Genomic DNA, 16,404 nt, shown 5'->3' on the forward strand with positions numbered 1-16,404 from the left:
CTTTTCTAGGTTATACGAAAAATCATACTCTTAATCCTTTTAGGCTTTAAGCCATACCTAATTCCTTCAACAACTGTAATAATATTCATCAGTTCTACTTCTTTTAGATGCAAATAGGATATAATAGAAGCAATTGAAAAAGGTTTTGTTTTCAGAAGTTTCTCATGCAGCTTTAAAATATACTTCCAATGATTATAATCAAATAGAAGTTGATTATCATCTTCAAAGATATGGGCATATGTGGTCATCTTATAAAGCTTCAATAAATCATCAACGGATTCAGTTTCTACCATTTGATGCAGCAACGCTTTACTGATATGATTATTACCTGGGATGAGGTAACGATAAACCAGATCTTTATCCATATGATAATATTTCTTGACACGATAAATCCATAATAAATTCAGTATATCAATTTCTTCTCCAATAGATCGAGTAACGACACGTTTGTCTTCACCTTTTAAGTAACGATCTTTAGCTTTTGATATCCAACGGAAGTAATATAAGTCTAAAGCCATCTCAATTGTAAACATACTGGCTTCATTATCACTTTCTACTAAAGGGACTAATATTTTATAATATTCTGTTCCTTTTAAACCGTTTACCAATTCAGATAATGTAGTCGAGGCTAATAGTTTCTTTAAATTAATCTGACTCTTTTCCAAAATAAATAATGAAGGCTGTATCTCATCTAGACTATGATGGATATGCAATGTTCGAATCATCATTTTTATGTCTTCAATTTCATAACGTATTATATTATACATCATAAAATGAGCTTCATAGCCTTTGATCAGCTTCATAAGCTTCTGACATCTTCTAAACTGAGCATTCCTTAAGATATGCTCTAATTCCCCTCTGTGAATGGTCTGTTCATCAACATTACTGAGCACCTTGCCATAGCTTGTTTTATGTTTTAAGAACGCAACGACCTCATTGACAGATTGCTTAGTTATGAGTTCTTCATAATCTTGATCAATTAACATCTTACTGGTTTTGGCTTTAATTTTAGTATTCAGATAACTGTACTTTAATATTGAAAACATACTTTCACCTTCTCAAAACGAGTTCAACTAATTGATCAGCCCAAGGTTCTATTTTTTCTTTTGCTTGTTCATCCATCTCTTTTAATTTTTCAGTAGTCTCTGCTTTAATTTTGTCTACTTCTTTTTGAACAAAATCAAATTCGAATTCCTTTAACTGATCTACCTTATGTTGTTGTTTGTCCAGAATATTGCTTTCTAAGTGACTAATTTCACTTTTTAGATTATTATCAATATTCTTTTCTTCATCACGAGCACTTTCTATAATCTGCTGCGCTTTCTCTTCAATGGTTATTATCTTTTTTAATAACTCATTCATCCTCTTTGCCCCTTGCCATTATATTTTCTTCATCTATATATATATTGAACTTAACATTTAACATCGAAATATTGAATCTTCATCATTTTTGTGATACATGATAAAATTTAATATTTCTTCCATATTTATATATGTTGAATAGTTAACTTCAATATGTATACCTTGATTTAGCCATTAATGCACCTTTTTTATAGTATCAAAAACAAGGAGTCATTTCAAATATAAAAAATGACACCTTGAAACCTTTATTTTATTTAACTTTTCAATAGAATTTACTACAATATTTTTTCTAATCGTTTTTTAGTTATCATATCACACAAAAACCAATAATACAAACGCTATTTTTTATCTACATTCTACAATTAAAATGGTTTACCTGGTGAATATTCAAGGTGTATTCGCTAATAGTAAACAAATCGCTTGGGCTGAAATACCTAAGCCATTGCCAGTAAAGCCTAACCCTTCTTCAGTTGTTGCCTTAATATTTAACTTGCTTGTTTCAATGCCTATAGTATGACTGATATTATCTTTCATATGCTGAATAAAAGGTAGCATCTTAGGTTGTTGGGCAATGATTGTTGCATCTATATTAGCTATTTTATACCCCTTGTCTTTTAGTAGTTTATTTACTTCCTCAAGTAATTTCATACTTGAAGCACCTTTATATCTCGAATCCGTATCTGGGAAGTGTTTACCTATATCCCCTTCTGCCATTGCTCCAATTAATGCATCCATAATAGCGTGAACCAATACATCTGCATCAGAATGACCTAACAACCCTTTTCCAAAAGGTATATCTACACCACCTAAAATTAATTGACGTCCTTCAACTAGTTTATGAACGTCATATCCTTGTCCAATACGAAACATGAATACCCTCCTAATCAAATCTCAGTTTTCTTAATTTTATTTATAGTCTATTTTACCACAAATGCCCATTAAAATTCTAAATTATTTATCAAACACTGAATGAAGTTTTCCTCTTTTATGGGAATAGGAGACAAGCATATAATTTTAAACACATAGTATAATGAAAAATTGTCAGAAGTTGTACGACACAAGGAAGATGAGGCAAAGAAAAAAAAATAAGGGGTCTCCCCCTTAGCTCATACGGTCGTTTAAATATTGTAGTTTATTAACGGTTAAATTCTTATATTGTTCCTCGTTGATAATCCCTTTTGCTAGCATCGATTCGGCTAATTCAACGAATTTTCTAATTAGTTCATCTAATTCCGTAACTTCATTTGTATTTATATCGCTCATTATCTCACCCAATCATTAAAATATACTATTATTATAATCCAATATCCATAAATTTACAATTTTAATATAAACTTCTATATTTTTCCAAATAGCATTTATATAGGATTATAAGGGATTATCTTCACTATTCTTTCATTTTCATAATATTACTCCGTTATTCTGCCATACATTATCATACTACACTTATTATACTAGTCAATCTCCAAGAAAATAATCAGTGATGTTTTAACTGGGATTGTTAAGGTGAAAAAAAACATATGTTTAGTATCATAAAAATACTAGACATATGTTTTCTCATCTTAATCATCAATTTTTTTTATCCCAGCTAACTTAGCCAACAATTTCTTTTCTCCAACTTTCATAAAGTAAATCGTCACTTGTAGATCAGCTCCACCTGACTCAACCTTCTTAACTGTTCCTGTTCCGAATTTTTTGTGCTTTACAAGATCACCGGGTTGTAAGAACAAATCCTTCTCACTTACATTGCCAAAGGTTAAACCAGGTTTTTCAGTTTGGTAACGCTTCTTGAAGTTGTTTGTACGCATACTATTATTAAAACTTTTTGATTGGTGCATTTGAACAGAACTTGGTCGCTCTGAAGCCGATTCAAACTGGAGTAATTCCTCTGGAATTTCTCGAAGGAATCGTGATGGCTTTGAGAATTGGGTTAACCCTTTTACCATTCTACAACGTGCATGTGTTAAGTAAAGTTGGTGCTCAGCCCTTGTTATACCTACGTAACAAAGTCTTCTTTCTTCTTCAATATCTGTTTCATCTTCAGATACGATGCTCATATAACTTGGGAAGACACCATCTTCTACACCTGCTAGGAATACTCTAGGAAACTCTAACCCTTTTGCACTGTGTAAGGTCATCAAGGATACACGATTATCGCCTTCAAAGCTATCGATGGCTGCGACTAAAGCAATTTCTTCCAATAAGCCTGCTAGATCTGGATCATCTACACGCTCTTCATATTCTGCCACCTTTGAAATCAATTCATTAATGTTTTCTATACGTGAATCGTAGTCTTCTGGATAATCTTTCTTAAGGTACTCCTTATATGCTATTTCATCAATAACGTGTTCAACAAACTTAACTAATGACATATGATTCATTTGCATTTTTAATGTGAGCATGAAGTTTGCGAAGTTAAAAAGCTTCGTTGAGGCTCTGCCTAAAGTACTGAATTCATTGGCATTCCGTAATACAGCAAAAAAATCCATATCATTCTGTGATGCTAATATATCAACTTTATTAACTGAAGCTGCACCTATTCCTCTTTTAGGTACGTTAATAATCCTTTTGACAGCTATATCGTCTTTACTGTTACTAATGGTTTTGAGATAACAAAGAATGTCTTTAACTTCCTTCCTTTGATAGAAGGCAACACCACCATACAAACGATAAGGTATATTGCTTACCATGAAACTTTCTTCTATAGCACGTGATTGAGCATTTGTACGGTATAAAATCGCATAATCGTTGTACTCATAACCATCATCTTCAATACCCTTAATGATTTGGTCAGCTATATAACCAGCTTCATTACGTTCATTTTCTGCTTCAAAAACAGTAATTAAGTCACCATCTTTATTATCCGTCCATAAAGTTTTAGATTTTCTCTTACTATTATTTCTGATAACATAATTAGCTGCATCTAAAATTTTCTTTGTACAACGATAATTCTGCTCTAAGCGTACCACAAAGGAATTTTCAAAATCTTTTTCAAAATCTAAGATATTACGAATATTAGCCCCTCTAAACTTATAAATAGATTGGTCATCATCACCTACTACGCAGAGATTCTTATGCTTCCCTGCAAGTAATCGAATAAATTTATATTGTGCTGTATTCGTGTCCTGATACTCATCAACCATGATGTAACGGAAACGATCTTGATAACGTTCAAGTACATCTGGACGACATCTAAATAACTCAACAGTTCTAAAGATAATATCATCAAAATCCAATGCATTGTTACTAAATAATTTTTCTTGATATAACTTATATATTCTTGCAACTTGCTCTTTACGAAAATCACCCATAGCTTCTGTTTCATACTGCTTGGGTGTGAGCAATTCATTCTTCGCTGAAGAAACTTCACCAATCATACTTCGAGGATTAAAGTTCTTTTCATTCATGTTCAATTCTTTAATACACTGTTTCATTAATCCCTTTTGATCTTCTGTATCATAGATTACAAAAGAACGATCATACCCAAGTTTATCAATATGAGCACGAAGTATTCTAACACAAGCTGAGTGAAATGTACTTACCCACATTTCATTAGCCTGATCTCCAACCAAACTAGCTACCCTTTCCTTCATTTCAGTAGCTGCCTTGTTTGTAAAGGTTATAGCTAAAATATTGTAGGGCATAACATTTTTTTCTTCTAATATATAAGCAATACGATGTGTCAATACGCGAGTCTTACCTGAACCCGCTCCAGCTAAAATAAGTACAGGTCCTTCAGTTTGAAGTACAGCTTTTCGCTGCATCTCATTTAACGTTGAAATATCCACCATTTTTAATCACCTATCTTATATATGATAAGAGGTTTTGTAGCCTCTCTAATGAATTCTTCCTAATTAAGCGGAACTGATGTTCTCCACTTGAGCATAGAAAAAAGTGCTCATCGCACTTTCTCTATCTATCATACCATATTTTATTACATTTTTAAATACCAACCTATAGGTTTTTAGCTGGTAATCGATCAATCACTAAATTATATCCATCTGCCCCATAATGCAAAGCCCTATTAACACGACTTATAGTAGCTGTTGAGGCTCCTGTTTTATCACAAATTTCGTTATAAGTCTTTTGCTCATTCAACATCTCTGCTACTTCCAACCTTTGAGCTAAAGATTGTATTTCATGTATCGTACATATATCTTCAAAAAATTTATAACATTCATCTACATTCTCTAAAGATAGTATTGCTTTAAATAAACGGTCAGTTATTTCTGAACGAACTTTATTATTCATCTTTTCACCCCTAAGTCTATAATAGCCTTTTCCTTAACTAAATTTTAACAGACTAGTGTAGTGAAGTAAAGAGATTTTGGCTTTATCCAATTAATTGTTTCTTTTGTCTTCTAAATACTTCAAAAATTTCTCAGTAGATACGTTCATAATTAAATCTTCTGGAAAATCTACTTCCTTTAGCAATGCATCAGCATACTGAAAATCACCTAAAGTTGCATAGAAATGCGAATCGCTTCCAATAATAATCGGCACTTTGTATTCTATACAGTATTTTAACATTTGCTTATAATTCTCTTTGCTGTTCATTCTGAAAGATGTAGGTTTTAATGATGAATTATTTAACTCCAAAAGTACATTATATTCCTTAGCTGCCTTTACTAATCTTTTATAATCCATCTTATATCGTCCATCATCAGGATGACCTATAATAGTGATATTGGGATTTTTCATAACATTTAAGTAGGTGTCCGTAACTTCATCTACCGTATCAATACCGAAGCAAGGTGGATGAACACTAGCAATGATGAGGTCCATGGCCTTTTGACACTCTTCCTCCATATCAATCTCTCCTGCCTCATTCATGATATTAACTTCAGCACCTTTTAAGACACGAATACCACTCACAACATCTGGTATAATCTTAAGGTTATGAAAATAGAAAACATGAGTACTCCCTGGCATTTCTGGTGTATGGTCAGTTACAGCGATTAGTTCAAGTCCTATTTCTTTAGCATAATCAATGTATTCTTTTAATGTGCTATATGCGTGCCCACTAGCAATGGTATGCATATGGCAATCGAATTTATATTTCATTGTTACCTCCTGAAAATTAGTCTTAACATCTATATAATAACATCGAGAATATCACTATGATCTACAGTTTAGTATATCCTCAACTATAAAATGCTATCATTGTCTACCTCACAGCATTATAGCACAGATAAAAGTAAATTCCAACATTTTAGCAAGGACCTTAATTATCCATTCATAGATATAGGAAACTATATAAAAGAAAAAGCTAAAAGGTGGCTATGCCAACCTTTTAACTTTCTTTTTGCAACATAATCATATCCCAATACATTAAATCTGGAACCACGAGTTCAATAAAATTACCATTTTCGTCTTCACCTTGTGTATACTCTAAAGGTATGGTAATACCTTCATATAAATCAGGCGTAGCAATCAACACTTTTTTTATAGCTTCATCGGTGTAGTACTTTATACTCACCTCTTTTTGCTCAGTAGGTTTCACCTGAGTACCACCATCATCCCGCCAATTCATGGATTGAATATCACTGAAATTTATTAAATGTAATACTTCATAGTCTCTCACATCCTTAGCAAAATACCAAACAGAATTAGGCTGAGGACGTTTACTCAACTTGATATCTTCTGATAAAACTTTTCTTCGAATTTCATGAGGTTCATCACGTAACATATTCTCATAAGCCGTTAGAAAATCATAATACTCTCTTAACTGTCTTTCTAACTCTGGAGAGACTTTCAGTTTGTCATTTGGGAAGTATTCATTAGATAACATACCACTATCCCCAAGTTCTATATGGGAGCCTCCACTGGCAAAGATAACTGCATCCGTAAGTAAAACACCACTCGTATTAAACTCACCAGACGGTACCCCATAGTTCATGTAAGCAGCTAGTACCATATTGATTTGATCTTCAGTATAACGGTAACCTTCATCAATATAATTTTTTAGTTTACCATAACTATCTGTATCCCAAACTTCAGTATACAAGAAATCTATATCTTTGTTGATAGCAATCAACCCTTGACCATATCCGTTAACAGCATTAAAAACAAGTTTTTCATCCATTTCTTCATTAGCTTTAGCAATTAAGGAGGCATAGCCTTCTCCCAAATTAACACGTTCTCCATTATAATCAAATAGAGTGCCTCGATCCCCTAACTGGTCAATATGCCATCCATCAAATCCAATGTAATGAAAGACTTCCTTTTCTTTATTAATTATATATTGTTGCCACTCAGGATTATTGGGGTCAAATAAATAGATCTTATCAGATGCCCAATCACTTGGTAATGGATGATGGTCTTGACGTTCACCATTCGGATTTTTATAAACACCCCATTCTGGTAAAACACCATCTTCTTCATAGTCTTTCCATGCCCCAAAGATTAAATTATAATTCATAGCAGCCATATCATACTGATGAGCTGATGCAATATAACCATCAACAATATCTTTGCTAACTGGTCTATTGGCAATTTCTATCCACTCATCTGTTACATCACCATTGCTATCCAAAGAAACAGGTTGCTGATGCTTATATTGCCAGTCATAGAATTGTAGACCATTAATATGATATTTATTTAAGCTATCTATATTAGATTTAATCGCATCCTCCGGTATACTATCAAATACTGATACATAGCCATATCGCGGAAACTTGGTCCAATCTGTGGATACATCTACAGCAGTTGTACCATAATCCATAATTGCATTACCATCCATGAAGTAAACTTCAACCATATAACCTTTGAAATCTTCATCAGGTAATTCTAGTGTAAGTACAATCTTTTCTCGTTCATTGACAGCTAATTCAACTAACTCTGACTTAACACTATTAACTGTATCATTAATATGTTTACCATGCAAAAATAACTCACCTTTTAATTCTGTATCTGTATCATTACTTAATTCAATTGTGACATTGACAATCTCATTGGGATTATACTTTGCCTTATCCGTATAGACATCTTGTATTACCTGATTGTCATACTGGATATTTTCAGCATTAAAAACAATGTTCTCATCTTTATTTGTCATTACAAGATAGCATACTATCAAACCTAATAGTACAATTCCTACAACAATAAGTACTTTTTTGCTCATCAATGATCTCCTTTACTATCCTTAGAAAATATTTATTCAATTTATAGAACATTTCCCTCTGAGGTCACCATATAGATCATGCTCCAATAATGCAACTCTGGTACTTTTATCTGAATGTAATGACCTCTTTCCTTTTCAATAACTTTATAGGCTAAAGACTGTGCTTTAGCATTGACGTAGTCAGGTGAGGCTAAATATACACCTTGAACTGTTTCATCAACGAGTATACTGATCTCAATATCTTTTTGAATAATGGGTGATGCTTTTAAGGTATTCCACTTTTCATCTTCTTGACCAATTAAATTAATTAAATGAAGTACATGATAACCCTTTAATTCCTTGTAGATGGTCCAAACTTTACCGGCTTCACCATAAGATGAAAACTTACTATTAGCTAAATGAATTTCATCATTTACACCTCCAGCATGAGTCATGGAACAATCTCTACCTTCTAATTGATTAAGAAGCTTGCTATATCTTACAAAGAAATCATAGTAGCTTCTTAAGATTCCTTCTGCGTTCTTATCTTGGGCTTGACCGTAATTTACATAATAAGGATCAGCTAATACCCCATTATCTTCACCAAGTAATAGATGAAAACCACCACTAGCAAAGATAGTGGCTGATGCCAGACAAAAAGTGTTCATCTCCTTTTCCTTATCTCGAGGTTTTGTAGGATGAAAGCTCTCGAGATAAGCAGCTAGAACAACGTTTTTATGTCCTAATTCTTTACCACGATTAATGAGTTGGTAAAGATGAATATACTTTTCTTGTGGGTCCCAAACTTCAATATATGCCACATTAAGTTTTGACTTGGAGATATCTTCAATCCCCCAGTTACTAACAGCATTAAAAAATAAACTTACTTCTTCTTTCTCATGAATCAAATCCTCATATACTGTATCGATAAATTTAGGGTAGAGTTCATTTAATCTTTTTATATGAGTACCTTCATGGGAAAAAGCTGTTTTTGGGAACCCATAGGTATCCATATGAATGCCATCAAAATCTAATAGGTTAATCGCTTTTTTAAACTCACCTTTAATATGACCTACCCAAGGAGACTCTTCTGATATATCCATTATATAAAATAAATTAGCAAATTCAATGGCTTCACTTTTCTTATTATAAAATCCCCATTCTTGATGTGTTCTAAAAAATTCTTTAGATGATGCATAGATAGCTCCATAAGCGACAGCCTTCATACCATGTTGATGACATAAATCAATTTTATGACGAACTGCTTTTAAAGACAGTTTTCTTCCAAGTACATCTTCAAATACATCTGTCGGCGGTATAAGATCATCATGACGATACATCCAGTCATAAAATTGCACTGCACTGATATGATATTTATTCATCTGCTTGACATCATTAGAATCTTCTTCGTCTTTTTCATAGAAGTCACTTAGGAAACCATACCTTGGAGCATCTTCCCATGATGTTACGATATCAAAAGCTGTTGAAGATTGATCAACCAATGAACCTTCTTCTAAAATCTTAACATCTACCCCGTATGTACCAATTTGATTCACTTCATTTCCACAGGCAACTTGAAATTGTTGGGTTTCATTACTGATCTCTTCTGTCTTGCTCCATATACACTTTTCTAAATCAAAGATTTGCATCTCATAACATAAAGATTCTTTATTTTTCAAGCCCTCAACTTCAATGTTAATAAGAATCTCATCTTTTGGACGGTACTGTCCTTTATGGGGATAAACATCCATATGCATACTTTTCATCTCCTTATCCTTTAATACTTCCCTCACTTATGCCACCCCTAACTAACTGTTTTTGAAAGATGATAAACACAAGGATAATAGGTGTTACTGCAATAATTGAAGCTGCGAATATTAAACCATAGTCACTGGCGTGTTTTCCTTCAAACATACGTAAAGCAATAGGCAACGTTCGTTTAGCTTCAGTTTTAATAATAGTTAATGCAGCGAAAAACTCGTCCCATGCGCCAGAAAAAGCAAAAATGGAAAAGGTTCCTATTGATGGTGCTGCTAAAGGTAAAACAATTTTATGAAAAATAGTCCATCTACTCCCACCATCGATTGTAACGGATTCTTCCAGTTCTTTAGGAATACCTTCAAAGAATCCCCTTAAGAAGAATGTACTCCCTGCTATACCAGACCCCACATATAGGATTATTAGTCCTGTATACGTATCTACTAATCCTAGTGATTGAATAACCGTGAACTGGGGTATGATATTCAAAATCCCCGGAACCATCATACTTATAATAAAACATTTAAATATAAATTCTTTCAAAGGAAACTTAAACTTTGCAAATCCATAAGCTGTCAAAGATGATATAAATACATTACAGATCATCGTCGTTATTGCTACAAAAAAGCTATTAAGAAAATAGCGATTAAAATTATTCGATTGCCAAACTTCTATATAGTTCTGGTAATAAAATTGATTCGGTAATACATTAGGAGGATATGGTAAAGCGTAAGTATCTTTCGTTAATGACGTTGTAATCATGTACAAAAATGGCGTGAACGTCACAAGTAATCCCGCGCATAGTACACCGTATAATATTATCTTTTTTATATCTCTCATCCCTTTACCTCCTTACCTTTCACTCTTTTTAATGACCCATTTTTGAAATATTATGATACATAGTATAACCGCTCCTTGAAGTACACCCATTGCAGAGGCAATACCAAATTCAAAGTTTTGGAAAGCTCTAGCATACATTAAACTCATCATAACATGTGTGGTATTCATGGGTGCTCCATTGGTCAAAATATAGGTCTGAATAAACGAATTAAAAGCACCAATAGTTAAGTTAATGAGAATAAAAAATGTAATAGGTGCTAATTGTGGAATGGTAATGAATCTGAACTTCTGATATTCGCTTGCCCCATCTAAGGCTGCACTCTCATAAAGCATTTTGGGAATACCCTGCAGACCAGCAATATAAATAATCATACACCATCCAATACCCTTCCAAATACTGAGTATCCATGTTACAGCCAAAGCTGTCCATGTATTTTGAAACCATCCGATTGGCTCACTGATTATATGTAGATTCATCAAAATATAGTTCATGAATCCACCTTTTCCACCTGCGAAGATATACTTAAATATGTAGGAAACGACAATCCATGATGTAATAACAGGAATGTAGTAAGCCGTTTTAAAGAATGTCTTGCCTTTCCTCGCATTATCAATTATATATGCTAATACAACACCAAAAATTATTTGTGTTGGCACTGTTACTAGAACCATTAATACTGAATTCCTAAAGGCATAATAGAATTTATCGTCATTAAAGATCTGTTTGTAATTTTCTATACCGACAAAAGGACTTTCTGCTCCAGGGATAATCGTATATTCAGTTACGCTGATATAAAAGTTTTTAAAAAGTGGATAAAAAACAAATACAAATACAAGTATTAGTCCAATAGCTATATAAGGTAATACTTCCAACCATTCTTTAATCCCTTTTTTTATTCGATTTTGTAATAAATTTGTATCCATAAAATCCTCCTTAAAAAGCTAAGAAAAGGGTACTTTTCTTAGCTTTAATACAGATTATCTACTTCATTCATTTACTCACTTAAAATACTATCTAACCTAACAGCTAACTCATCTAATAAAACTTGTGGCTCTCCTTCTTTTCGAATTGCCATTTCGAATGTTAATTGAAATTCTTCTGAGATTTTTTCCCATTTGTAATGAGGTGTTCTTGGATAAGCTGTTTCTAATTGCTTAACATAGATACTGTTAATTGGATCATTACTAAAAGCTTCGTTATTTGCAGCTGATTTCAACGCTGGTATTAAACCTGTACCGCCCATGGTAACTTGCGTTTCTTCACTTAATAAGAAGCTCATGAAATTCCAAGCAGCATCTTTTGCTTTGCTAGATGAGAACATAACAACATCCTCTCCACCAATGATGGAATGACTACCAGCTGAACCTGCTGGAAATAGTTCTGGAACAACCAAATCTTCAATTCCAGCTTCTCTTTGCATAGAGAAGTACCAAGGCCCATCATCAATCATGAGGTAATTATTAGCCTCCATTCCTCCCCACGTACCTGGCTCTTCACCTAATATACAAGGTCCTATTAAACCTTCATCATTTAATGCAACAATTGTTTCTAAAGCACTAACACTTTCAGGACTATTGATAAAACCAGAAGCTTTTGAATAATCATCATTAGTAATACGACCACCTAATGACCAGAAGTATGGAGGCATGCCCCAAGCATGGGTGCCACTTAATCCTATTCCCCATACATCATCTTGACCTTTTAACTGTCTAGACAAATCAATTAACTCATCAAAAGTTGTAGGTGCTTCTGCACTTATACTATCCAATAATTGTTTATTGTAAATTGCAATCTTTGTATTCGTATTGAGTGGTAAACCATAGTATTCACCTTGATAAAAAGTAGTATTAAGAGGACCTTCGAAAACATTATTTTTTATGGCTTCGAAGCCATTTTTATCGCTAACTTTCTCTAAAGCTCCCATATTAGCAAACTCAGGCACCCATATGATATCCATACGCATAACATCTGGTGCCACGCCACCAGCAATTGATGTGATTAATTGCTGCTTTAAGCCGTCATAAGGCATTCTAACAACTTCTACATCTACGTTAGGATAGAGTTCTTCAAATTGAGGCATAACTTGTTCTAAAAACACTTGTTCCTCAGCATCACTATATGTATGCCAGAATAATAAGGATTCTGACTTCGCTTTAGTGCTATCGGTTGCATTGCCAGTTTTTTCTGCTCCTTCATCACCTTTACATCCGGCTAGTGTTGAAGCAAGCAATGTCATCATTACTAAGAGTGTAACTATTCTTTTCATCACAATACCCTCCTCATTTATTTAGATTCTCCTTCATTATAGCCAAACTGATAATAATAACAATGTACAATATATAAAAATGATGTATAATTTCTACCTAAAAAAATTGATTTACGTGGAATAATTGTGTACTATAAGAGTATCTCTTTACTTTAAGAGGAGGTTTAAACATGATTTATCCGATGGATACAAAGGTTATGCCCTATGTTCGCTTCATAGGACATATTGAATACAAAGAGCCTTGGTGTCATTTTGAAAGAGTTATTAATGAATACATTTTATATATAGTTAAAAAAGGGCAATTGCATATTGAAGAGGATGGAATACAGTATACATTAAAGAAGGGGGACTTTCTATTATTGCACCCTAATAAAGTCCACAAGGGATTTAAGACTTCTAAATGCTTTTACTATTTTATACATTTTCAGCATAAAAGTATCTATGAACCCATCGATAAAGATTACGAATATGTACAAACCCAATTATTAGAACGTAGAAAAGAACACTTTCTGAGTAATCTTTATGAATATGATGATTCTTTGAATCATAGAACTTACTTACCTAAGACATTCCATATTTCAAATAGTATGGCCCTAAACGATATTTTTCAACTTCTTAATCAAGCAACTGATGACTTTTATAAGAAAATGGAGGATTATCGGCAACTGATATCTTGTAAATTCTACGAGGTACTCCTAAGGTTAGGTCAAGCCTACTTGAATACCCACTTAAATTTAGCTGATCAGCAAAACTATTCAATGCAACTGAAAATTGATACCATAACAAGCTTTATTCACAGTAATTATTATAGAAAAATTACAAGCCAAGATTTTGAAAACCTCTTAGAAAATAACTATAACTACCTTAATCGTATATTTCAAAAACATAGTGGCTATACCATTAATAATTTTATCAACGTAACCCGTGTAGAGAAATCAAAGGAACTACTATCAACGACTCCTATGGCTATCAAAGAAATTGCTTACCTAGTAGGTATCGATGATCCCTATTACTTCAGTAAACTCTTTAAAAAGTTTACTGGTCTTACGCCAACTCAATATAGAAATGTGCAGACTTGATAGCTAGGGCAACATGGAAGAAGAGTCATATCACCAAGGTGTATATCACTCTTTTTTCTATGTTGCCTCTTGAAATGTTGACAATAAATTTAATTCACCAAATCCCCATTCTCTATTGGGATAGCTAATGGCTTGTCGTCTTGTAGCTCCCCTAATTAAGTAATTTCTAGCACCTAATGTGTCAATATTCGGGTTATTATCTCTAACAATTGCCCATTCCAATAGTAAAGCGCATGCCCCTGCAGTAATAGCTGATCCAGCGCTAGTGCCAGATAAAAACCCATATTGATTATTGGGTATGGGACCCCTTATGGCTGCTGAAGGTGCAACAATATCTGGTTTAATCAGATTATTCCGAGTAAAACCTCTTCCTGATGGTAAGTACAAACTACCACTCACATCATTATAGCCACCGACTGTCAATACATTTAAAGCATCTCCTGGGTCAGTCACAGTAACAAAGGGATCAGGGCTAACAAATATTGTATTCTTTTCTACAAAATTAGTTAGTGGTAAATATGCATCAAAGATACCCGATACAATGATCTCACCATGAACTGTTATGGTCCATATGCCAGGAGTGGGATTATTAAAGCGAATAAAAGTTGCTTGCTCTCCTGTTAATAATTCAACCACATGATACTCAACAAGGATTTGTGTCTGCTCTAAAATCAAGGTAATCTCCTGCTTTATACCTGATTCAAGGGGAATTATGTCCGTATAATACCCACTTGGAGAGGTTATAGAGACCAAATTGCGATCCGGGGCAGTATTCCACATAAAGACAAAGAAACCACGTTCCCCATCATCTACATTAATCTCCATGTTTATTTCAGTTTCATCTTCATGAAATTCACCTCTAAAATGATGACTAGCATTTGATTCATCTCCAGAGGGAACAACAGTAACTAACCCATTAATAGAACCCAATGAGTTAAAGTATTGCTCCATTATAGAGTTTCCTTCATGAGCTGATAGATTCGTACCTCCTGCAAAAATGATAACTAAAGGTTTTTGCAATTGGTCAGCCTTTTGGATCAGATATCTTGATGCTAATATGATATCATTGGATTGAAAACCAACAGCTCCTTCTTTAAACAGGTAATAATCCATCACACATTTCTTGGCTGGTTTTAGTTTAACAACAATTAAAGAGGCATCTGGCGCTGCTCCTGAGAAATCCGAATCACTGCTTGCTCTTCCAGCCGCAATTCCAGCAACATAAGTTCCATGTGTTAATTCATCATTCTCTGGTACGATGGAATAAGGATCTTCACTTTGCAGCGCTTCATTAATTTGCGCTTCTGTATATTCTACGCCATAACGAAACCCTTCTGGTGGTTCCCCATCACTTGCGGTCTGATCCCAAATACTTAGTATTTTAGTTGTACCATCTTCATAGATAAACGCTTCATGAGTATAATCGATTCCTGTATCTATTACACCTATTATGACATCTTGACCAGTTAATTGAAGTCCAGGTAATTGATAGATGGGATAAATTCCTGATGCTTCTAGTGATCTGCGTGATGCAAGACCGAAGACATCGGGTACCTCAATAAAAGGGACACTTTTATAGACCTCTTCGCAACTCCTCCCTTCTAGAGGTACATGAAAAACAGCAAATTTCTCATTTAGAATTTGAAAGCAATCTGCTCCAAATTCCTCCATGTCGTTAATGACCATTTCATAACTATACTCTCGAATCAAATCAACATAATCTTCTGACTGTATGACTGCATCACAGTTGGTACCAACAGTACCATCCTCTAAGATATTAGTATCTATTTCATTAATGCCATCTTGGCGATTACTATCTCGAATCTCCATCACCTCACTCTCACTATTAATGTATATGCTATAATTGGTGACATTATTAAAGGGTCCCGAAGGACCCTTTGTAACCCAGCAAAAAAATATTGATAACATTCCCGCTGTTATTATTTAATATTACCTCAACCTGTGTTATAAATCATTTATTAACATAGGTATTGGT

At 33.8% G+C, this 16,404-nt stretch carries 14 protein-coding genes; 1 reads left to right on the plus strand and 13 read right to left on the minus strand.

Annotated features, from left to right (window positions below):
• Nucleotides 1–5: 5 nt before the first annotated feature.
• The 12 genes from C1Y58_RS08420 to C1Y58_RS08470 form a co-directional block, all read right to left on the minus strand.
• Nucleotides 6–1,046 (minus strand): V-type ATPase subunit, encoded by a 1,041-nt coding sequence (locus C1Y58_RS08420; RefSeq protein ID WP_105615567.1) that lies wholly within the window; start codon nucleotides 1,044–1,046, stop codon nucleotides 6–8.
• Nucleotides 1,047–1,050: 4 nt separating this feature from the next.
• Nucleotides 1,051–1,362, minus strand: a complete 312-nt coding sequence (locus C1Y58_RS08425) for a hypothetical protein (protein ID WP_105615568.1) — start codon at nucleotides 1,360–1,362, stop codon at nucleotides 1,051–1,053.
• Nucleotides 1,363–1,749: 387 nt separating this feature from the next.
• On the minus strand, nucleotides 1,750–2,232 hold the full coding sequence (ispF, locus tag C1Y58_RS08430; protein ID WP_105615569.1) for a 2-C-methyl-D-erythritol 2,4-cyclodiphosphate synthase: 483 nt from the start codon (nucleotides 2,230–2,232) through the stop codon (nucleotides 1,750–1,752).
• 231 nt (nucleotides 2,233–2,463) lie between these two features.
• Nucleotides 2,464–2,625, minus strand: coding sequence for a hypothetical protein (locus C1Y58_RS26400; RefSeq protein ID WP_157950020.1), 162 nt, complete (start codon nucleotides 2,623–2,625; stop codon nucleotides 2,464–2,466).
• Nucleotides 2,626–2,924: 299 nt separating this feature from the next.
• Complete coding sequence (gene pcrA / locus C1Y58_RS08435) at nucleotides 2,925–5,153, minus strand: DNA helicase PcrA (RefSeq protein WP_105615570.1); 2,229 nt, start codon at nucleotides 5,151–5,153, stop codon at nucleotides 2,925–2,927.
• A 163-nt stretch (nucleotides 5,154–5,316) separates the two neighbouring features.
• A complete protein-coding gene (locus C1Y58_RS08440; protein WP_105615571.1) occupies nucleotides 5,317–5,613 on the minus strand; it encodes a YerC/YecD family TrpR-related protein in 297 nt (98 codons plus the stop codon).
• Nucleotides 5,614–5,703: 90 nt separating this feature from the next.
• A complete protein-coding gene (locus tag C1Y58_RS08445; RefSeq protein WP_105615572.1) occupies nucleotides 5,704–6,426 on the minus strand; it encodes a phosphatase in 723 nt (240 codons plus the stop codon).
• Nucleotides 6,427–6,655: 229 nt separating this feature from the next.
• On the minus strand, nucleotides 6,656–8,485 hold the full coding sequence (locus C1Y58_RS08450; protein WP_105615573.1) for a glycoside hydrolase family 66 protein: 1,830 nt from the start codon (nucleotides 8,483–8,485) through the stop codon (nucleotides 6,656–6,658).
• A 41-nt stretch (nucleotides 8,486–8,526) separates the two neighbouring features.
• Entirely contained in the window at nucleotides 8,527–10,257 is a 1,731-nt protein-coding gene (locus C1Y58_RS08455) for a glycoside hydrolase family 66 protein (protein ID WP_105615574.1), read from the minus strand.
• Nucleotides 10,235–11,062 (minus strand): carbohydrate ABC transporter permease, encoded by an 828-nt coding sequence (locus tag C1Y58_RS08460; RefSeq protein WP_105615575.1) that lies wholly within the window; start codon nucleotides 11,060–11,062, stop codon nucleotides 10,235–10,237. The genes C1Y58_RS08455 and C1Y58_RS08460 overlap by 23 nt, the downstream gene beginning before the upstream one ends.
• A gap of 12 nt (nucleotides 11,063–11,074) precedes the next feature.
• Nucleotides 11,075–11,986, minus strand: coding sequence for a carbohydrate ABC transporter permease (locus tag C1Y58_RS08465; RefSeq protein WP_105615576.1), 912 nt, complete (start codon nucleotides 11,984–11,986; stop codon nucleotides 11,075–11,077).
• Nucleotides 11,987–12,057: 71 nt separating this feature from the next.
• A complete protein-coding gene (locus C1Y58_RS08470; RefSeq protein WP_105615577.1) occupies nucleotides 12,058–13,329 on the minus strand; it encodes an extracellular solute-binding protein in 1,272 nt (423 codons plus the stop codon).
• 170 nt (nucleotides 13,330–13,499) lie between these two features.
• Here C1Y58_RS08470 and C1Y58_RS08475 point away from each other — a divergent pair, with 170 nt between their 5' ends.
• Nucleotides 13,500–14,408 carry an AraC family transcriptional regulator gene (locus C1Y58_RS08475; protein ID WP_105615578.1) on the plus strand — a complete coding sequence of 303 codons (909 nt, stop codon included), beginning with the start codon at nucleotides 13,500–13,502 and terminating at the stop codon, nucleotides 14,406–14,408.
• 57 nt (nucleotides 14,409–14,465) lie between these two features.
• Here the strand turns inward: C1Y58_RS08475 and C1Y58_RS08480 are convergent, their stop codons facing one another.
• Nucleotides 14,466–16,238, minus strand: coding sequence for a S8 family peptidase (locus C1Y58_RS08480; RefSeq protein WP_170311555.1), 1,773 nt, complete (start codon nucleotides 16,236–16,238; stop codon nucleotides 14,466–14,468).
• Nucleotides 16,239–16,404 lie beyond the last annotated feature (166 nt).

It is taken from the genome of Vallitalea okinawensis (assembly GCF_002964605.1).
GTDB lineage: Bacteria > Bacillota > Clostridia > Lachnospirales > PQDH01 > Vallitalea_A > Vallitalea_A okinawensis.